Source organism: Desulfuromonas sp., from assembly GCA_002869615.1.
Taxonomy (GTDB): Bacteria; Desulfobacterota; Desulfuromonadia; order Desulfuromonadales; family UBA2294; genus BM707.
The window spans coordinates 80,284-100,993 of record PKUH01000108.1 but is presented as its reverse complement, the minus strand read 5'-3'; the positions used below and the strand labels follow the sequence as shown (position 1 = coordinate 100,993).

Here is a 20,710-nt window from a genome sequence, read left to right as displayed (position 1 = left end):
ATGTCCATTCATGTGATCATATCAGATTAAATGGCAGCTCATTGTCATTTTCAATGATTGGTCAATTATTAATGTCTACCGACTGCGTCGGCCAGCATTTCGTTGAGCCGAGGTGTGCAGCGACGGCCGCCGCAAGGACCGGAGCCGGCGCCGGTTGCTTTACGCAACTCCTCGATGGTTTTTTTTCCGTCGGCGATCAGCTCCTTGAAAACTTTCTTTTTGATCCCTTTGCAGATGCAGATTGTTTTCAGTCCGTCGATAATTTCCTGTTCGTCCATGGCTGTTCCTGTTCAGTTTGGATTTTATTGTACAATCACGGTGTAAGGCATTATAGCGCCAGCGGAGGTTCTTGCAAAGCCCCAAGCTGTTCGCGGAGCTGGAGAATCTGCTCACCCCAGTACTGAACGGTATTGAACCAGGGGAAGGCAACCGGGAAGGCCGGGTCATCCCAACGTTTGGCAAGCCAAGCCGAAAAATAGAGCATCCGCAGGGTCCGGAGCGATTCGATCAGCTTCAATTCGCTAATGTTGAATTCGCAAAACTGTTCGTATCCTTCGAGGATGATGTCGAGTTGTCGGGTCTGGCGTGCCCGATTACCGGAAAGCAGCATCCAGAGGTCCTGAACGGCCGGGCCCATCCGCGAATCGTCAAAGTCGACAAAATGCGGATTGTCGTCCCGCCAGAGCATGTTTCCGGAGTGGCAATCACCATGGATCCGGATATTCCTGAGCTCGGCTGCTTCGGAGAAGATACGGCCTATGGTCTGCAGCAGTTGCGTTGTCAGCACCTCATAACTTTCAAGATATTCAGCCGGAATGAAGCTTTCACGGATCAGGCTGACCGATTCATGACCGTACTGCTCAATACTGATTGCCGGTCGATGAATGAAGGTTCGCTGGCGGCCGATTTGATGCATCCGCCCGAGCAGGCGGCCGATAATCAACAGGTTGTCGTCATTGTCGAACTCTGGGGCATGACCGCCCTTTCTCGGAAACAGGGCAAACTGGAAACCCCGGTATGCAAAGACCGATCGGTTGTCTCCGCCGGTGAGTGGGGCTACGACCGGCAGTTCCTGTTCGATCAGCTCATAGCAAAACTGGTGCTCCTCGATAATCTGCTCTACGGTCCATCGGTCCGGACGGTAAAACTTGGCAATGAGCGGTTCGCCCTCCTCGATACCGATTTGGTAGACCCGGTTTTCATAACTGTTGAGGGCGAGGGTCCGGCAATCGCACCTGTAGCCGACACTTTCAACCGCATCCATGATGAAATCGGGGGTCAGCCGCTCAAAAGGATGGCGGGAATTTTCCATCGGCTACTGGCCCTGTTCCCGGCCAAGCATCTCCAGAATCCGGTTGCTCCGGTCGAGGAATGCTTCCATCTGTTTACGGTCGAAACCCCGGTGTGAAAGCATCGCCAGGTCATATACCTGCTCGGCGATAACTGCAGCGTCTTCGTCCCGTCCCTGACTCTGCATCTCGAGCAGGCTCTTGATCACCGGATTCGAAAGATTAACCAGCATGGTATGCTCGCTCGGCAGATCAATCTTTTCCTGGCCCATGCTCCGGGCCATTTCCTGAAAACGTCGGGACTGTTCGGACAGCAGGATCATCCCCGGAACCGACGTGTCCTTGAGGTTTTCGACCCGAATGGTCAGATCCTTTTTGCCGGTACATTTCTCGAAGAGATTACGAACCCGTTCCTCGCGGCTTTTCTCATCCTTGCCCTCGACGATTTGACTGCTTTTGTCGTCTTCAACCAGGTTTTGCGTCAGGTCCGCATCGACCCGCTGGAACTTGAGGTCATTGTTTTTCATTTCGAGAAATGAGATGAAGTGACTGTCGATCACCTGGTCAAGAATGATGACTTCATTCCCCTGGCTTTTGAACAGTTTCAGATAGGTGGCCTGCAGCGATTCGTCGTTGGCATAGTATATTGTGTTCTCGTGTTTCTCCTTAGCTCTTTCGAGGTAGGCGTCAAGGGTCGTATGGCCCGATTCTTCGGTTGTTCGATAAAGTATCTGGTCCTTGACCTTGTCGTAAAACTTGTCATCGCGCATGCAGCCGTACTTGACGAAGGTATGAATGTCATCCCAGATCGGGGTGAAAGTTTCTTTGTCCTTTTTTGCCAGGTCAACAACCTTGCCGGCGACCCGCCCGGAGAGGACCTCATTGATTTTACGGACCTGTGGCTCGTTCTGCAGATAGGATCTTGAGACGTTAAGCGGCAGGTCTGGTGCATCGAGGCAACCCTGCAGCGGGGTCAGGAATTCAGGGATCAGTTCCGGGCAATTGTCGGAAACAAAAACCTGGTTGCAGAAGAGCTTGATATGGCTCTTGGTGACATCGAATTCGGTCGTCAGTTTCGGAAAATAGACGATTCCCTTGAGATTGAAGGGGTAGTCAATATTGAGATGAATCCAGAACAGCGGTTCAGGGGAGAACGGGTAGAGTTTCTTGTAGAACTCTTTGTATTCGTCATCCGTGACTTCACCCGGTGAGCGGGTCCAGAGCGGCTTGCTGTCGTTGACAACGTCGCCTTCCAGTCTGATTGCAACCGGCAGGAAATTGCAGTAACGGACCAGGACCTCGCGCAGGCGGTCGGCCTCGAGAAACTCTTTTTCATCTTCGGAGAGGTGCAGGATGATTTCAGTGCCGCGCTTCTCCAGGTCGATTCCCTCAAGTTCATATTCGGTGCTGCCGGAGCACTTCCAGTGTACTCCCCTGGCGTCCTTCTGCCACGAGAAGGTGCGGATTTCAACCGTGTCAGCGACCATGAACGCTGAATAGAACCCGAGCCCGAAGTGACCGATGATCTGTTGTTCATCATCATCTTTTTTGTACTTTTCCAGGAACTCTTCGGCTGAGGAAAAGGCGATCTGGTTGATGTAGCTACGGACTTCTTCGTCGGTCATGCCGATACCGTTGTCGGCGATGGTCAGTGTGCCGGCCTCTTTGTCGATTGAAATGTCGACCGCATACGAGTCCGAGATTTTAAGGCCCTCGACCAGGTTAACGTGCTGGAACTTGTGAATTGCATCAACGGCATTGCTGACCAGTTCCCGCAGGAAAATCTCCTTGTCGCTGTAAAGCCACTTTTTGATAATCGGAAATATGTTTTCAGTGTGGATGGATATCGAGCCTTTTTCGACGCCCTTGTTCTTTTTTGCCATTTCTCATTCCTTCTGTGACCGAGTTGATAATATTGTGCTTACGTGGTGAAACTAGTCAGCAAATATGGAATTGTCAAGAAGTCAGTTCTGGATGTCAAGGAAATGGCCGCAAGTTTGCGGACCTTGGGAATAGATTCCTGGAAGGGAAGGTGATGGAGATAAGTCGTGATCTGTCAGGATATAAATTTTTCAACAAGGTGCAAAAAGATTGGCCAGCCAATCAGAATTGCGCCGATGATTACTGCCAGACCAATGAGGCTGGAGATGAGTACGATCCAGGCGTTTAAAAAGAATTTTTTATGAGTATCAACCTGTTGTCCGGTTTTGTAGGCCATGATGAACTCCCTTCAGTCGCCCGTAGCAGACTTAATGAAGTCTGCTACGGGATAATGTTACGCCATAAACTTTGATGCCAGGTGAGCAATGATCGGCCAGCCGACCATAACTGCTGTGCAGAGGATTGTCATGCCGACGATAAGTGACAATGTCAACAGCCAGAAGTTTGTGATTGCTTTTGATTGTCCGGCTTCACTTGGTGAAACGATTGCTTTGGTGTTCATTTGTTTCTCCTTTTATGCTTATGAGTTTGTGGTAGCCATTACTTTTTTATCCAGTGAATTTAGCTGCAAGGTGCGAAATGATCGGCCAGCCAACCAATACTGAAGTGACGATAACGGTCAGGCCAACGATCAGGGCGAGAACGATCAACCAAATATTGGTCAGGACGCTTGTGGTAGTTGAGGTGTTTTCAGTTTTTATAATGTTTGTGTTCATGATTGGTCCCCTTTCATGTTTTTGTTTGTTTAGTCTTTTTTAATCCAATCTTCATGCCAACTTTATTAAATTTCACCAATTTCCTGAAAATGCAACAATTACAGTTGCTTAATCAAGAAAAATATCTGCAATTTCATAAATTCAAATCAGTAATTCAATGTTGCAAATGTAACATCGATTAGCTTGAATTAATTTTATAAAACTAATTATTTATTTTTTATAAAACGACTTAAATCGTAATAGTTCAATAAAAACAGTTGGTTTGCCGGGTAGATGTTTACTGAATGTCGGGTCGATGTTGCATTTAGTGTTGCGAGATCTGAGGGTGCAACGCAATGCAACTTAATTTGGGGCAGGTTATGATTGCAGAAATGTTAGGCAGGAGGTTCAGTGTATTGTTAAAAAGAACTTTTCAGACTTGATACCGGATATTGACTCACGGTATCGGGAGCAAAGAATCATAGATCAACACCTGATTTACATAAGAATTATACAATAAATGAAATAGAAGACAAAAAATCAGTGAGAGAGACTGGGGGGCGTCCGTAGGTTGTAAAAGAGATGCCGGTGGCAAAATCATGTGAAATAATATCGATGCCAGCGTTTCCAGAATGGATAGCCAGCAGAGCCGGCAGTGTACTCTCCCGGATTCGTTATTCTGGTAAAACCGGCATGATCAATCGTAAAAGAACTGCTGCAATGCACAGAATGATTGTTGCGATGATGGTGTTCTTGCCGGTGTTCGGTCTGATCTTGTCAACGAAAAGAACTTTGAGATAGTAAATCGGAACAGCACCAAAAGAGAGATAAAGGAGTTCAACGATATTTCCGAGACTTTGCGGCCCGATACCGCTCATTGCCAGTATTACCCAGATGATCAAAGCCGGTACCGCATAGCTCAGTGACCAGGGTGTCGCTTCGTAGCGTTTGCGGGCAATCAGCCAGCCTGGTAGATTGAAAATGATCGGTACAAGCACAACAATCGGCAGCAAAAGGGTCATTGACCAGATCCTTTCAAACGAAAACAGGGACAACTGATATCAGCATGTCCCTGTTTTCGTGGCAAGAAGCGGTGAGCAATCAGGCGCACTCGGAGAAGCCGCAGGCTCGACAGACACAGCAACCACCCTCATGCTCAACCGGACCACCGCAATCGGGGCAGGCACCGCCGGTTTCAACGTGGGCATTCACATCTTCACCCTGGGCAAGCATATGTTGCTGGATTGCCTTGGCCACGGCATCAGAACAGGAGGTAATCCGGTTCTCGCCGAAACCGGCCGGTTTGTGACAGGTGATGCCGATCAGTTGCTTGACCGCCTGCCGTGCCTGTACGCCGGAACGCCAGGCGAGGGAGACGAGACGACCGATCGCTTCGCATTGGGACGCGGCACAGCCACCAGCCTTGCCCATGGTCGTGAAGAGTTCAAAGGCGCCATGGTTGTCCTCGTTGATGGTGACATAGAGTGGTCCGCATCCGGTTTCCATCTGGTACGTCGAGCCACGCAGCGCCCGTGGCCGTTCACGTTTACGGCCCGACTTGCCCGATTCCATCGGCACAACCTTTTCCGGCTGTTCTTCTTTCTTGACCGAGAGGACCTGCATGTCGCGGGAACCATCCCGATAGATGGTGACGCCCTTGCAGCCAAGTTTGTAGGCGAGACGGTAAACCGTTTCAACATCGTCACGACTTGCGTCGTGGCAGAAATTGACGGTTTTGGAGACGGCATTGTCGGTGTATTTCTGAAAGGCAGCCTGCATCCGGACATGATCTTCCGGGGTGATATCGTGCGAAGTCAAAAAAACCGATCGAATTTCTTCCGGGATTTCATCCATATCCTGAATGGTGCCGTGTTCGGCGATCTTTTTCATCAATTCATCCGAGTAGAAGCCCATTTCTTTGGCAATCTGTTCAAAGAGCGGGTGGACTTCGACGAGGACGTCATTATCCATAACCTGGCGAACGTACGAGACGGCAAAGAGGGGTTCAACGCCACTCGAAGTATTGGCAATGATTGATATGGTGCCGGTCGGAGCGATGGTCGAACAGGTTGCGTTGCGGACCGGTTTGGCGTTCGGCTTGTCGAAAATAGAACCTTTGAAATTGGGGAATGCACCCCTCTCCTCGGCCAGTTCTATCGACATCTGGCGTGATTCGTCGGTGATAAATTGCATAATCTTCTCACCGAGTTCGCAGGCCCGTTCGGAATTGTATGGAATGCCGAGTAGAATCAACATGTCGGCCCAGCCCATAACGCCGAGACCAATTTTGCGGTTGGCACGGGTCATTTCATCTATTTCCGGGATTGGATAGTTGTTCACTTCAATGACATTGTCGAGGAAGCGGGTCGCGTTGCGGATCACATCACGCAGTTGGTCCCAGTCGACCTTGTTGCCATCGACGAAATTAACCAGGTTGATTGAGCCGAGATTGCAGGATTCATAAGGCAGCAGTGGCTGCTCGCCACAGGGGTTGGTCGATTCAATCTCGCCGACCTCCGGGGTCGGGTTGTCGCGATTAAGGCGGTCGAGGAAGATAATGCCCGGCTCACCGTTGGTCCAGGCCATTTCAACGACGTGGTTGAAAACCTTGCGGGCCGGTAATTGTCCCTGGACTTTGCCGTCGCGTGGATTGAGAATGTCGTACTCCTCGTCCTTCTCTACCGCTTCCATGAACGTCTCGGTCAGCCCGACCGAAATATTGAAGTTGGTCAGAACCGTCTGGTCCTGTTTGCACATAATGAAGTCCATAATGTCGGGATGATCGACCCGCAAAATGCCCATGTTGGCACCGCGCCGGGTACCGCCCTGCTTGATCGTCTCGGTCGCGGCATCGAAGACCGACATGAAGGAGAGGGGACCGGATGATACGCCCTTGGTGGAGAGGACGACATCGTTGGCCGGGCGGATTCGTGAGAAGGAGAAGCCGGTACCGCCGCCACTTTTGTGAATAAGGGCGGTATTTTTAATTGACTCGAAGATCTCTTCCATTGAGTCGCCGACCGGCAGGACAAAGCAGGCCGAAAGCTGTCCGAGTTCCCGTCCGGCGTTCATCAGGGTGGGGGAGTTCGGCATGAAGTCGAGTTCGGTCATCATCCGGTAGAAATCGTCAGACAGTGCTTTGCTGTCAACGCCGGTACCGAGTTTGTCTTCGGCCGATGCGATGGTATCTGCCACCCTTTTGAACATATCTTCGGCCGTTTCGAGTACCTTGCCCTCGTTGTTACGTTTAAGGTAACGCCTTTCAAGCACTGTCAGGGCATTCTCTGATAGTGGGAGGGTTGATTTGGTTTGGATTTCCTTCTTCTTCGCTGCACTTGTCGCCATGTCGATGCCTCTGATAGATGATTTAATTGGTCATGAATAGGATGAGTCACATACGCAGTTCCGAGTGTTGATGATCTATTTGCGTGGTGTACTCTATATTGTGCGTGAGAGAAAAATAAACCACAACATATCGTATGTGTCAAGCATTTCTCTCAGGGTAATTTTATTGCTGTGTATTTTCGGATGCTTATGGGTACGGGCAGGATTGAACATCTTGAAATGTGTATATACAACTCCTGAAAATAGATGGGGAAACAAGTTTACAGAAGGTCTCAGAAATGCTAAATAAATTGATCCTCGTATAATCTGTAGGCAGACAGGTGAATCAGATGGCTGAGAATCAGTCAAATCAATTTGAAAACACGGAAATAGTCGAAGAACTCAGGGAACTGAAGGATATTCTGACGGTTGCCCAGGTTGTCGTCTCGTCACTCGATCTCGATGAGGTCCTGCAGAATATCCTGATCAGTGCCATGGCGATTATGGAGATTCCGGCCGGCAGTATAGCGCTCTTTGATGAAGAGACATCCCGGCTCGAATTACATGCCCATGCCGGCTTGAGTGAGGCGTTTACCAACAAGCAACGCTGGCTGGTCAAGGCGGGCGGCCTGACCCATGAAATCCTTGAGCGGGGAGAACTTTTTGTTATAGAGGATACGAATGAAGCTGATTTTTTCAACAATCCACTGGCTTTAAATGAGGGAATCCGGTCACTGATTGCCGTTCCCCTGAAGATCCAGGATAAAATTGTCGGCGTACTGTATGTTGATGATTTTGTGCCGCGTGAATACCCCGAAAGCCGTCTCAGAATACTCAATATCCTCGGTTCTTTTGCTTCTATGAGCATCGATAATGCGCGCCTGCACGAACAGACCCAGGAACTCGCCTGTACCGATGGCTTGACCGGCCTGTACAATCATCGCCAGTTCAAAATTCTGTTCAAGGAGGAGATAGCGAGAGCCCGCCGTTATAATAAAAAACTTGGAGTCGTCATGTTCGATATCGACAACTTCAAACATTTTAACGACACTTATGGCCATCCGAACGGCGACCAGGTGTTGACGGTCATCAGTAAGATTCTTAAAGAAACATTGCGCGATAGTGATATCTCATTTCGCTATGGTGGTGAAGAATTTATCGTTTTACTTCCTGAAGTCGGGATTACCCAGACTTTGAAAGCCGCCAGACGGATTCTTGATGCGGTTAATTCAGATTCACAGCGTGCGCTCAGCGCTATTTGTGACCATGGAATCACCATCAGTGCCGGTGCCGCCTCCTTTCCTCGCGATGGCGAAAACGAAACGGATCTTCTCAAAGTCGTTGATGATATGTTGTACAAGGCCAAAGCGTTGGGTAAAAATCGCGTATGCTACGTTCAGGGCTGCTGAATTATGGCCGGCGAGAAAATTCTTATAGTCGATGATGAGGCCGGGATGCGTAAGCTCCTGGGCCGGGTGTTGACCAAGTACGGTTATGATCCGGTAGCGGCCGCCAGCGGAGTCGAGGCTTTGCGCTTTGCCGAGTCCGAGCAGTTCGACCTGGTTATTACCGACATTAAAATGCCGGAAATGGACGGCCTCCAGCTGTTGCAGGCACTCAAGGAGTTCAATCCGGATCTGCCGATCATTGTGATCACTGCCTACGGAACTGTTGAGAGCGCGGTTCAGGCCTTGCGCGCCGGTGCCTACGATTATATCACCAAACCGTTCGAGAACGACGAGATTCGACTGACCGTTGCCAAGGCATTCGAAAGAGAGCGGCTGCTTGCCGAGAATCGATACCTGCACCAGGAGCTTGAAGGTCGGTACAGGTTTTCCGGGATCGTTGGTCAGTCGGAACGGATGCAGGCTGTTTTCGATATGGCATCTTCGGTCGCTGTTTCGAATGCCAATGTGATGATTACCGGCGAAAGTGGTACCGGCAAGGAACTGATTGCCCGTTCCGTTCATTATAATTCGGCGCGCAAGGACAATCCGTTTATCGTACTGAATTGCGCAGCCCTGCCCGAGAATCTGATCGAAAGTGAACTGTTCGGTCATGAAAAAGGGGCTTTTACCGGTGCGATGAATGCGAAAAAGGGTCGCTTTGAACTGGCGGATGGCGGCACCCTGTTTATCGATGAGGTCGGCGAGATGACTCCATCGTCCCAGGTCAAGCTGCTCAGGGTGATTCAGGAACAGGAATTTGAGCGGGTCGGCGGTTCCCGAACAATTCGTTGTGATGTCCGGATTGTCGCCGCAACCAACAAGGATCTCGAGCGGGAAGTCAAGGAAGGGAATTTCCGGGACGACCTCTACTACCGGCTGAATGTTGTTAATATTCACATGCCGCCGCTACGCAATCGGCGTGAGGATATCGAAGGTCTGGCCCGGCATTTTCTTGATGTCTACTCGGCTGATACCGGAAAAAAGATCAATGATCTTTCGCCCCGGGCCATCAGTTGTCTGCTCGCCTATGACTGGCCGGGAAACGTCCGCGAGCTGCAGAACGTGATTGAACGGGCGGTTGTTCTGGCAAAAGGGGAAACCCTGACGCCACACGACTTTCCGCAATCCCTGCAGGGGGATGAAAAGATTTGTGTCGATATTCCTGATCGTGATGGAAACCTGACCGAACTGCTTGAGGATCTTGAGCGGCAGCTCATTCTGCAGACGTTAAGGCGTCATGAAAATTCGCAGACGAGGGCCGCAGATGCTCTCGGTATCAAGCGGACTACTCTACGGTATAAAATGGAAAAATACGGTCTCGTTTAAGACCGGATTGACAAAAACTTGTCTAAATTTACATGCAGGTCACCGCAAGTGTCGTATTTTGCGGTTTTTTTTATTTTTGACACTGGTACGCAATTTGCTCTTTGATCTTGTCTTGATATGAGACTTTTGCGTAGAAATGATACAGGTCGAAAGATTCTGTCGGGTTTGTTCCTTGCTCTTTTGGCCGGCGTCGGTTTTCTGCTGATCGGTTCGACCGGTTGCCGTGAAGTGCCGGTTGATCGGCTATACGCTCTGCAACTTGACCATGCGCCGACCGAAAATGACTGGATGACAGCGTTGCCGCGCCAGGTTGCGGTACGCGGCGGTTTTCGCAATATGCCGTCGCGGCTTGGCGCTATTGATGAAGATACGGTTCACACCTCGACCGCATCCTGTCATCACGGGGCAGCGCTCCCCGATCCGGTTGTCGTTGACTTGCGGGCTTTTTATACCGCTCGAGATCTTTATATTCGATTGTCGTGGAGTGATCCGACACGTGATGATCATCTACGCCAGTGGCAGTACGATGGTAAAGACTGGTCAGCCCGACCTGGATTTGAGGATGGTTTTGGGATGATGTGGGATGCCCAGGGTTCGTTCCCGCAGTTTTCCTGCTCCTACGCCTGCCATATTGAGGATTTTGGCGTCTCCGGTGCCAATTTCCACGCCCGCAATCGGATGCGGCTGGCCCGTGAGAACAGTCTTGTTGATCTCTGGAACTGGAAAGCAGACCGGACTGGCCGGGCCGGTTTTGTCGATGATCGCTATCTCACCATGAAATCAATGGAGCCGGATGTTCCGGGTGATATATTCCATCCGAACTCGGTGTATGCGCAATCAGGCAGGGAACCTTTTGTCCAAGGAGATGCACCTCTTTACGATTATGATGAGCAGCCGATTGCATCCGCTTTCCGCCTTTCCGGATCGGTTGCTCCGGGATATCTCGTTGATCCTCCGGTTGCCGGTCGCGCCGATATCCGGGCAACATCAGAATATCGTGACGGCGGCTGGACTGTCGTGCTGAGACGGGCTCTCGATACCGGCGACCGGCGTGATGTTGTATTTGTCCCCGGAGATGAGCAAGGTGTCTCCTACGGGTTGTCGATTATGGATAATACACTTGATCAGCATTATGCTTCTTCAACCGAAGAAAAACTTGTACTGATGGCAAAAACACAACTTCCCAGGGGGGATGTTAAATGAAAATGAACAGGCTGTTTGTTCCGGTATTAATTCTTGTTGCTATTACCCTTGTCTCTTGTAGCGATTCCGGCAGTTCAGGCGTCACTGACAACACCGGATTGAAAAAGGTTCAGGGGCAGATCTTGGCTCCGCTCGAAGGAACTTATCTGTACATTTATGAAAAAGGGATGGATCTGTACGGTCCTGCTTTTGCCGTGTCACCGGCAACCGGTCCGGACGGCCACTTCGATCTGTCGCTGCCTCCCGGTGAGTATGTCGTTGTTGCCAGGAAACGGCAGGAGGGCCAGGCGAACGGACCGGTTGTGTCAGGTGATAACCGGAGTGAATTTATCAATCTGAAGGTCGAGGATAACCTGTCGTCCCTGACGATTGTCGCACCGGTCAAGGTCGGAGATTCGCGGCGATTGAGTGAACAGCTGGAGGCGGGCAAGACCGGTATCTCCGGAACGATTTTTGATAGCGACGGCAACCCGCTTGAGGGGACCCGGGTTCATGTCTATGACCATGTCCAGATGTCCGAGCGTCCGAAATACGTGTCCGAAAAGACAACACCCGACGGCAAGTATCTTATTTACCTGCCGAAAGGCGGGACCTACTATCTAGCGGCTCGCGACAAATTCGGGGGGCCACCGAAACTGGGTGATCTCTATGGCCGCTACGATCAGGGGACAATTGAACCTTCAGCGGTCATTGTCAAGGAAGGCGAAATCCTGCAGGATGTCAATATTACGGTAACCAAGGTCTGGTAATGCGATTGTTTCAGATAATTATCTGTTTTCTCTTGATGCTTATCCTGGTCGCCTGTCAGCAGCAGGGGCCAATCGATCTGGATGCGTATGTTGAAAAGGCCCGAATGGGAGATGCCGAAGCCTCTCGACAGCTGGTTGAAATGCTCGGTGTCGATAAAAACCGCCTTGGAGAGAAGGTTTATCCGATGATCGTCGATATCGGAAAGCCGATGATTGATGCTCTGCTGACTTCGGTACAGACCGACAATCGGGCCCAGCGTGAACGTATCATTGCGGCCCTTGGGACACTGCGCGTTGAAAAAGCGGTTCAACCGATTTCCGCAGTATTGCGCAATAAGGAGCTGAAAAGACGATATGTTGCGGCCTGGGCGCTTGGTGAAATTCGGCAAGAGGACGCCATCGAACACCTGCTGCACGCCCTCGGAGATCCGGAAGCTGTGGTCCGCCATTATGCGACCGGGGCCCTGATCAAGTTCAACCGGTCTGCGGTTGAGCCACTGATCGCTTTTATTCCCGCGGCAGGCCATGTGGCGGCTGGGGCGGCGATCCGGGCTCTTGGCGATATTGGTGATAAACGGTCACTCGATGTCCTGCTCAATCAGGTCGAGGGTCCGAACCGAAAGGATGCTATTCTCGCTCTCGGCAAGCTGCGCGATGCCCGGGCTGAAAAGGCGTTGATAGACGGGTTGAACGACGAAGATTGGGAGGTTCGCATGAATGCCGCCATGGCACTTGGTCCGATCGGGACTCAGCGTTCGGTCGCCGTGCTCGAGAAGGCACTGAATGATGAAATTATGGTTGTTCGCGAATGGTCGGCCCGTTCACTGTCGGTTATCCAGGGAACAACAGTTTTCTACCGTGATGCCCACGGAGAAATGGTCGAACCATACAGCGTGTATCATTAAAACAGGATCGAGATGGATAATCTTTTACGCATAAAATACATTGGCCCGGTTTTAAAGTCGGTGTGGACATGGCGTCTGCTCCGATCGACCTGTCTTGTCCTGCTTGTCGCAATGGCCGCCTGGGGCTGGCATCAGCACCGGATTGCCGGACTCGAGGTTCGTGATCCGTTGATGTACACCAACCTGACCAATCATCTTTTCTGGGTCTGGTGGATTATGGGCGTGGTCTTTATCGCGATGCTGTTTGGCCGTGGCTGGTGTGCTGTCTGTCCGCTCGGCTGGCTGAACGGATTAACCTCCCGTCTCGGTTTCCGCCTGGCGTTGCCCGGATGGTTGCGGAACTTTATCCCGGTAACACTTGTACTGATTGTTTTGCAGTTGATGATTTATTTCCTGGCGATACATCGTTATCCCGATTATACGGCTACTCTGCTTGCGTTATGTATTGTTCTGGCCGCCGGCATCGGCCTGTTTTTCCGGGAACGGGCATTTTGCACTCTGTTGTGTCCGGCCGGCGCTGTTTTCGGCCTCTACGCCCGGATCGCACCGTTTCAACTGAGAGTCGTCAATCGCGACGTCTGTGGCGGCTGTGCTTCGCAGCGGTGTATTTCCGAACCGACCGAATGGCAGCAGCATCGACTCGGCTCGACGGTTGTCTATCGTCACCGGCGGCTCGATGGCTGTCCGGTCAATCTCGTTCCTTCCGAAATCGCTGACAGTGCCGACTGTACTCTCTGCCTCACCTGCCTGCAGAATTGCGACAAGGATAATGTCAAAGTCGGTTTCCGGCCCTGGCTTTCCGATCTCTATTCGACGGGGCTGCGTCCGGGTGAAACCTTCTTCTTTGTCGCTCTGCTCGGCCTGTTGACTGCCAATTTCAGCAAGGTCTACGTTGAATTGCGCGATCTCGTTTACTGGTTGCCGGAACAGACCGCCCGGATGCTCGGTTGGCAGGAGAGTGGATTTTATGTTCTGGCGGTTATCTGGATTGCCCTGATCATGCCGTTGCTGCTGATGCTGCCCGGTTATCTCGTTTACCGTTTTGGTCAGATCCGATCGACATTTCAGACCGGCGTGGAGCCGCAGCCAGGCCTCCCGGCACCGGTTGAGGAACGTTTCTGGAAGAATCTTGGTCGCCTTGCTTTGTCATACATCCCGTTGATTCTGGCGGCTCATGCGGTCCTGGCATTGGTCAAGATTAACGCCAAGGCCGGTTATCTTGGATTGGCCTTAAGTGACCCGAGTGGTATAAAATCGTTTCTGGCAATAAATGTCACCCAGACGGTTTCGGCTCCGGGCGTCTTGTTGCCGCTTGATGTTCTCAAGTGGATCATCCTGCTGGTGCTGCTGGTTGGACTCCTTGTCTCCGGCGTGGTCAGTTTCAAGTCATCGCAGCGGTCTGACGGAACAACCGACAACGCTTATTTTACAGCCTCACTCGTCGGTGTATCTCTACTCTTTTCAATTTATCTGGCAACGGTATTCGAATGGCTGTTCGTACGCTGAAAATATTTCTTATTCTTCTTGTCTTTTGTCTGGCAGCCGGAACGGTCAGTGCCTGCTTCGGGCCAAAGCTTTTCCTGGGGGTCCCGGAAGATGCGAACGGGCGGGTTCTGACATCAATCGTTTCAATTTATATCAAGGAGAAAACCGGGGTCGAGACCGAGCGGGTCGACCTTGCCGGCAAGGATCTCATCGCGGAAATAAGCGCTGAACGACTCGATTACGGATTTGCCGAGCGATCAGAACCGGACATCAACGTCGTTATGGAGGTAACGGGTTTGCCTTATCTTGTTTCCGGACCCCGCATCCTCGATAATATCCAATTTACGACGGTTGCTCCGGCGCTGACAAAATTGCAGCGTCTGTTAACACCGGATATCGTTCAAAACATGCGTCGCAAGGTCGAAGCAGGTGAACCGCCAATGGTCGTCGCCCGGCGTTTCATGATGCAGCAGAGGTGGATATGAAGCGCTTGGCAACAGCCTTGATCTGTGTCTTTGTCCTTGCCGGCTGCGGACATCTGGTGCGCGGCGGCAGTGCCGATGCGCCGCTCGAAATTGCTGGCGTTTTAGCCGGCCACAACAACTTCCGCGGTTATCTTCTTGTTTCATCCGACTTGCTGGTCCCGAAAGGGAGTACATTGACTTTCGAACCCGGAACCACTGTGCTAGTCCGTGATTCACAGAGTACAAAGATCGACCCGGAATGCCTCTCGCCACTGACTGAAATCATCGTTCGGGGGACGTTGATCGTCAACGGCGAGCCGCAGTCACCGGTCAGATTTATCCCGGAGAGGGCTTTTGATGTGCGCGAGCCAGGCTGGGCCGGAATTATTCTCGATCGCACAACAGGTTCGATTGTGCACAATTCGGAGATTCTTGCCGCTGAGACCGGTGTTTACATTATCGATTCATCACCTGAGATCATTGGCAATAAAATCAGTGGAAGCCGCTACGGCATCATTTCGCAGGGTGGGGCAGCCAAAATCCTCGATAATGAAATTATGCACGGCGAAGGGGGTGTCTTTTGCTGGAATGATTGTCGTGCGTACCTGAAAAGCAATACGATCGTCGACAATGATGAGGAAGGCATTGTAGTTGATTCCAGCAGTCGCCCCTATATCGATCGTAACATCGTGAGTGGTAATGATATCGGTCTTGTTGTGCCTGCAGCGATCCCGTATGACCCGACCGTGATCAAAGGTAATCATCGCGACGTGCTTCTGCTCAAGAATCCTGGTGGAGAGCGGCGATGAGAATATTAATGCTTGTGTTATCTCTGGTTATTCTATTGCCGCTGACACCTAACGCTCAAACCCTTTACACGGGCGAGCAGACACTCTGGCAGGACACGATCTGGGAAGGTGACATCCTGATTGATGGTATTGTAACGGTGGCACCCGACGTGACGTTGCAGGTCCGGCCCGGTACGATTGTCCGATTTACCCGCAGGGACAGCAATAACGATGGAATCGGTACGCATGAGCTTTTTGTTCAGGGCCGATTCCTGGCGCTCGGCACTGCTGAACGGCCAATAATCTTCACGTCGGCTGAAGCAGATCCGGTTCCGGGTGACTGGGGTGCAATCAACATGATGGCTTCGAACGATGAAAACCGTTTTGAACATTGTCTTTTCGAATATGGTTATCGCGGTTTCCATGCTCATTTCGCCAGAGCCCGATTGGCACATTCGCAGTTCCGTTACAATCAGCGCGGCGCTCAGTTCCAGGAGTCGACGGTTTCTCTTGTCAATTGTCGGTTCGAAGACAATTTCAACGGCATCCAGTTCCGCGATTCTTCTGTAGAACTCGATACGATCGAGATCCGGGGTGGATACTGGGGTCTGCGTTGCGTTTACAGCACATTGCAGATGAGTCATTCGATTATTGAAAACAATCTGGTCAATGGTGCCAACTTCCGTGATTCAGAGATTACCTTAACCGACAATGTGGTGCGTGATAATCGACGGGGCGTTTACCTGCAGCGGACCCGGGGAAGTTTCATGCACAATCTTGTAGAGAACAATCGGGAACACGGGCTCTATCTCGAGGAATCACCTGTTTCCATTAAGCTGAACAGGATCGTTGCCAACGGCAGGGCCGGGCTGCGCGTTATTAATTCGCAGGCGATTGTTGCTGATAACGAGATTATTGATAACGGCGAATACGGATTGATCAATGATGGCGACCGCGATTTTACGGTTGAGGCCAACTGGTGGGGGACTTCTGACAAGGATGTTCTTTCGGCCATGATACGGGACGGTGATGATCGTCAAGGGCTCGGCCGGGTCATGATCAATGGCCTGCTCGAAGAACCGCTTGCCCAATGAAAGGTTAATGTATGTGCGGAATATTACGGAGAGCCAGCTGGCTGGTTCCGGCCCTGTTTCTGTTCGTCTCGGTGGGATGCGACCAGGTGAAGGAACGCCCGGTGATGCGCATCGGTTATATGAACTGCAACAGTGAGGTCGAGACGGTTGCACGTTTCTCACCGTTGACCGCTTACCTGTCGGAACAGCTCGATATCGATTTCAAGGTTGTACCGGTCGATACCCAGGATTTCTCCGAACGGTTCGCGGCCGGGGAATTCGAGTTCGGCCACAGCAATTCGTTGCTGTACATCATGCTCAAGGAAAACCGGCAGATGCAATTAATCGCCACCGAGAAGCGTGGCCAGTACGGTGCCCGGACAGCCGGAACAATCATCTCAAGAAAAGGGAGCGGCATCAAAAGGATCGAAGACCTTAAAGGGAAGCGGATGGTGTTCGGCCCGCAGCTGGCGCCGTCAGGGTATCTAGCCCAGTATGATCTGATGCTGAATGCCGGTTTCGATCCCGAAATTGATCTTGAGTATTACGCGATTCCGCATGGTTCGTTCAAACATGAAAAGGTCGTCTACGGCGTTTATTTCGGTGAATATGACGTTGCCGCAGCACCGGCCCTTGATCTTGAACTGATGGCCCGGGATGGTCGGATTTCGCCGGATGATTTCAATATCGTTGCCCAGAGTGAGGTCATCCCTTATTGCACATTTGGCGCTGCCAGTTCGATTCCGGAGGAAATGGTCAGCCGTTTCCGCAAAGCTCTGCTTGCCATCACCCCGGAAACAACTGTTAAGTATAATGGTGAGACGCTCAAGGTGCTCGATTCAGCCTGGATCAGTGGTTTTGAACAGCTGAGTGACAGTGATTATGACCCGATCCGGCGTATGGCCAGAAACGCCAACATGCCGCCATATCAGGAGTTCTGATTGTTTAAAGATCTGTTTGATAAATTGATACTGCTCGGACTTGCCGCCTGCCTGGTCGGTATCGGGCTGCTGCTCGGAGGTTTTATCGGTTCCGATGACTCCATGTCACTGCCGAAACAGAATCTGGCTGTTGAGCGGGCGATGCAGGAACGGGCGCGGTCGGCTTTCCTGATCGACTCTTTTCAGCCGGTGGAGAGCTTGATGCAGGCCGGACGCTATCCGGAAGCGCTTTTGAAATTGCAGGATTTGGAAAAGGAATTTCCCGGGGAGCCGCATATCTTCATTCTGCGTGGATCAATTCTGGTCAGTCAGGGCGTCCTGAACGAAGGTATCGCCCAGTATGCAAAAGCTGTCAAGATGAACGGCGACTATGTCGATGCCAACAGCAGTCTGAACCGCCGTGAACAGATTGGGCGGCTGGTCGAGTCGGCGATCCCGGCCATTAAATCATCAATGCAGAACAACCGGACATCGGGTCTTGAAAAAGCATTGAAGGAAACCTATTACCTGCAAAGCCGCCTGGCCGGAGGGTGTGAATAATATGCCGGTATTTGATCGCCATTTCTGGATGATAACATTGTCGGGCGGTTTGCTTGGACTGCTCGGGGTCATGCTCGCGGTCTGGGGGAATCCTGACAATTCCGGGGTCTGTGTCTCCTGTTTTGTTGAAAACAGCGCCGGGGCGATCGGTCTGCATGACAATGTGAGGATGCAGTACCTCCGGCCCGAATTGACCGGTTTTATTTTTGGCGCTGTTATCAGTTCGCGGCTGCTCGGTGAATTCCGTTCCAGGGGTGGCAGCGCGGCATTGCCCCGATTCGTTTCCGGAGTCTTTTTGATTGTCGGCTGTGCGGTTTTTATCGGCTGCCCGATCAAGCTTTTTCTCCGCCTGACCGCCGGCGACCTGACCGCTTTTTCCGGACTCGCCGGCCTGGCAGCCGGCGTCTGGCTCGGAATCAGGGCCCTGACTGCCGGCGTTCATCTCGGCCGCGCCCGGGAGCAGCGCGGAGGTAGCGGCTTATGGATTCCCGGCCTGTTTCTGCTTCTGTTCTTTTTTTCCATATTTCAGCCCGGTTTTATCCGGAATTCAGTCACCGGGAGTGGTTCCTTGCATGCGCCACTGCTTATTTCCCTCGGGGCCGGTCTTCTGCTCGGTTTTCTCGCTCAGCGGAGCCGTTTCTGTATCACGGCGAGCATCCGTGATCTGTTTCTGATGGGGCCACGCGCGCCTCTCGCGTGGGGTCTGCTGGCATTCTTTGTTGTCGCGGTTTCAACAAGCGTTCTTTCCGGCGGTTTCAATTTGGGGTATTACGGTCAACCGGGAGCTCACCAGGAATTTGTATGGGGCTTTCTGGGGATGCTTCTTGTCGGCTGGTTGTCGGTTGTTATTGGCGGTTGTCCGTTCCGGCAGATGATAAAGGCGGGTGAGGGCGACAGTGACGCCGGGATGGTCGTTGTCGGCATGCTTGTTGGTGGCGGCCTTGTTCAGGCCTGGGGAATAGCAGCGACTGCTGCCGGTGTCGGAATTTATGGCAAAATTGCTGTTCTTGCCGGTCTGGCCTTTATTCTGCTGAACACACTTGTATACCGTGAACGGGTTCCGCTTTGACGGACCCGGTTGAATCGAAAGGCATGACATTGAAAAATATTGTACGGGATCCCAAAATTGTCTGGCGGACCGAAGCCAAACGGGAGGCTGAGGTTATAGCCGCTCTTGAAGCGGGTGAAGATGTAGACGAGCAGGGGACGGTGATTCTGGTCGTTGCCGGAACGATGCATCAGCTCAATTATGTTGGTGGCTCAATCTGGCAGATGTGTGACGGGACGCGTAATCGTGATGCGATTGCCGATACCCTGGCCGCAGAATTTAGTGTGGATCGCAATGAGCTTGTTGCTGATGTCGATGCGTTTATCAAAGATCTCGTTGAAAGGGGATGGCTGAATTATGTCGACTGATATTACCGAACTCTTTTCGGCGCCGCTGACCTTTAACTGGACGCTCTCATTTCGCTGTAATTTCAGTTGTATCCACTGTTACAGCCGCGATGAATCGGTCCCGGAGGTCACGACGGCCGAGAATAAAAGAATCGTTGAAATTCTTGCCGAAAAACAGGTTCCGTTCATTAATTTTGGCGGCGGCGAACCGTTGATCCGGGAAGATCTCTTCGAATTAACTACCTATGCCTCGTCAAAAGGTCTCAACGTCTCGATGAATTCCAACGGATGGCTTCTCGATGATACGGCCGCCGCCCGGATAAAGGATTCGGGGTTCAAGAGTGTCGGCATCAGTGTCGACAGCGTTGACGCGGCATTGCACGACGACTTCCGCTGTATGGCCGGTTCTTTCGACCGGGCGACGGGTGCTCTTGACGCGCTGCGTCGGGCCGGTGTCCGAACGACGATGAGCTCGGTCATCTCCCGCATCAACTACCGGGATTTTAGAGGACTGCTTGATCTGGCACGGGAACATGGTGTCGACCAGGTCTATCTGCACAATTTCAAGTGTTCGGGGCGCGGCTTCAAAAACCGGGAAGATCTTGATCTGTCACCGGAAGAGTGGAAGGCTTTTTATGTCGAGGCGCTGCAGGTTAAGGCCGAAACCGATGACCTTGATATCTCATTTGACGATCCGGTCATCGCGTCACTGCCGGAATACAGTGAAAACCCGTTGGTCAAGGGGAGCAGCTGTGGTAAGCTTTCACTTCATCTGAGACCGAATGGCGATATCACGCCTTGTGGCTTTATTCCGCTCGTGGTCGGGAATATCCTGACGGACGATTTTGATGAGCTTTGGTATCATTCACCGATCCTCAACAAGATGCGCAACAAGGAAGCTAAAGGGAAATGTGGCGATTGCGGTTCATTTGAATCCTGTATGGGCGGCTGCACAGCCAGGGCTTTTGCAACGACCGGTGATTTCAGCGAACCCGACCCGCACTGCTGGAAATAAACCATTCGTTAACCGTTAAAAAGGAGGCATAAGATGAGGAAATATCAGAAACCGCGAGTAGTTGGTTCATCGAACGTCCATCCCTGCTGATTTTACAGGGGGTAGCGACTTGCTGCCCCTTGTTTTGTT

The 20,710-nt window shown here is 51.6% G+C and carries 19 protein-coding genes; 14 read left to right on the top strand and 5 right to left on the bottom strand.

Annotated features, from left to right (window positions below):
• Positions 1–68 precede the first annotated feature (68 nt).
• The 5 genes from C0623_12540 to C0623_12520 form a co-directional block, all read right to left on the bottom strand.
• Positions 69–278, bottom strand: coding sequence for a (2Fe-2S)-binding protein (locus tag C0623_12540; GenBank protein PLX98496.1), 210 nt, complete (start codon positions 276–278; stop codon positions 69–71).
• 50 nt (positions 279–328) lie between these two features.
• Entirely contained in the window at positions 329–1,312 is a 984-nt protein-coding gene (locus C0623_12535) for a serine/threonine protein kinase (protein PLX98495.1), read from the bottom strand.
• A 3-nt stretch (positions 1,313–1,315) separates the two neighbouring features.
• Positions 1,316–3,172 carry a molecular chaperone HtpG gene (locus tag C0623_12530; GenBank protein PLX98494.1) on the bottom strand — a complete coding sequence of 619 codons (1,857 nt, stop codon included), beginning with the start codon at positions 3,170–3,172 and terminating at the stop codon, positions 1,316–1,318.
• A gap of 1,427 nt (positions 3,173–4,599) precedes the next feature.
• The gene (locus C0623_12525) at positions 4,600–4,947 is read right to left on the bottom strand and encodes a hypothetical protein (GenBank protein ID PLX98493.1); all 348 of its coding nucleotides are present in this window, start codon (positions 4,945–4,947) and stop codon (positions 4,600–4,602) included.
• 79 nt (positions 4,948–5,026) lie between these two features.
• Complete coding sequence (locus tag C0623_12520; protein ID PLX98492.1) at positions 5,027–7,270, bottom strand: ribonucleoside-diphosphate reductase, adenosylcobalamin-dependent; 2,244 nt, start codon at positions 7,268–7,270, stop codon at positions 5,027–5,029.
• A 329-nt stretch (positions 7,271–7,599) separates the two neighbouring features.
• Here C0623_12520 and C0623_12515 point away from each other — a divergent pair, with 329 nt between their 5' ends.
• The 14 genes from C0623_12515 (at position 7,600) to C0623_12450 (ending at position 20,581) form a co-directional block, all read left to right on the top strand.
• Entirely contained in the window at positions 7,600–8,658 is a 1,059-nt protein-coding gene (locus tag C0623_12515; GenBank protein PLX98491.1) for a GGDEF domain-containing protein, read from the top strand.
• Positions 8,659–8,661: 3 nt separating this feature from the next.
• The gene (locus tag C0623_12510) at positions 8,662–10,023 is read left to right on the top strand and encodes a DNA-binding response regulator (protein PLX98490.1); all 1,362 of its coding nucleotides are present in this window, start codon (positions 8,662–8,664) and stop codon (positions 10,021–10,023) included.
• Between the two features lie 117 nt (positions 10,024–10,140).
• Positions 10,141–11,226 (top strand): hypothetical protein, encoded by a 1,086-nt coding sequence (locus C0623_12505; protein ID PLX98489.1) that lies wholly within the window; start codon positions 10,141–10,143, stop codon positions 11,224–11,226.
• Positions 11,223–11,975 carry a hypothetical protein gene (locus C0623_12500; GenBank protein ID PLX98488.1) on the top strand — a complete coding sequence of 251 codons (753 nt, stop codon included), beginning with the start codon at positions 11,223–11,225 and terminating at the stop codon, positions 11,973–11,975. The genes C0623_12505 and C0623_12500 overlap by 4 nt, the downstream gene beginning before the upstream one ends.
• On the top strand, positions 11,975–12,880 hold the full coding sequence (locus C0623_12495) for a hypothetical protein (GenBank protein ID PLX98487.1): 906 nt from the start codon (positions 11,975–11,977) through the stop codon (positions 12,878–12,880). The genes C0623_12500 and C0623_12495 overlap by 1 nt, the downstream gene beginning before the upstream one ends.
• 12 nt (positions 12,881–12,892) lie before the next feature.
• A complete protein-coding gene (locus C0623_12490) occupies positions 12,893–14,386 on the top strand; it encodes a hypothetical protein (protein PLX98486.1) in 1,494 nt (497 codons plus the stop codon).
• On the top strand, positions 14,368–14,850 hold the full coding sequence (locus tag C0623_12485; GenBank protein PLX98485.1) for a hypothetical protein: 483 nt from the start codon (positions 14,368–14,370) through the stop codon (positions 14,848–14,850). The genes C0623_12490 and C0623_12485 overlap by 19 nt, the downstream gene beginning before the upstream one ends.
• Positions 14,847–15,638: a hypothetical protein gene (locus tag C0623_12480; GenBank protein PLX98484.1), complete on the top strand. Its 792-nt coding sequence runs from the start codon at positions 14,847–14,849 to the stop codon at positions 15,636–15,638. The genes C0623_12485 and C0623_12480 overlap by 4 nt, the downstream gene beginning before the upstream one ends.
• Positions 15,635–16,711: a hypothetical protein gene (locus C0623_12475; GenBank protein ID PLX98483.1), complete on the top strand. Its 1,077-nt coding sequence runs from the start codon at positions 15,635–15,637 to the stop codon at positions 16,709–16,711. The genes C0623_12480 and C0623_12475 overlap by 4 nt, the downstream gene beginning before the upstream one ends.
• Before the next feature lie 11 nt (positions 16,712–16,722).
• Positions 16,723–17,631, top strand: a complete 909-nt coding sequence (locus tag C0623_12470) for an ABC transporter substrate-binding protein (protein PLX98482.1) — start codon at positions 16,723–16,725, stop codon at positions 17,629–17,631.
• Positions 17,632–18,171, top strand: coding sequence for a hypothetical protein (locus C0623_12465; protein PLX98481.1), 540 nt, complete (start codon positions 17,632–17,634; stop codon positions 18,169–18,171). It abuts the gene before it with no gap.
• A gap of 1 nt (position 18,172) precedes the next feature.
• On the top strand, positions 18,173–19,240 hold the full coding sequence (locus C0623_12460; GenBank protein PLX98480.1) for a YedE-related selenium metabolism membrane protein: 1,068 nt from the start codon (positions 18,173–18,175) through the stop codon (positions 19,238–19,240).
• Positions 19,237–19,587 carry a pyrroloquinoline quinone biosynthesis peptide chaperone PqqD gene (gene pqqD, locus C0623_12455; protein ID PLX98479.1) on the top strand — a complete coding sequence of 117 codons (351 nt, stop codon included), beginning with the start codon at positions 19,237–19,239 and terminating at the stop codon, positions 19,585–19,587. The genes C0623_12460 and pqqD overlap by 4 nt, the downstream gene beginning before the upstream one ends.
• Positions 19,577–20,581 (top strand): GeoRSP system radical SAM/SPASM protein, encoded by a 1,005-nt coding sequence (locus C0623_12450; GenBank protein ID PLX98478.1) that lies wholly within the window; start codon positions 19,577–19,579, stop codon positions 20,579–20,581. The genes pqqD and C0623_12450 overlap by 11 nt, the downstream gene beginning before the upstream one ends.
• Positions 20,582–20,710 lie beyond the last annotated feature (129 nt).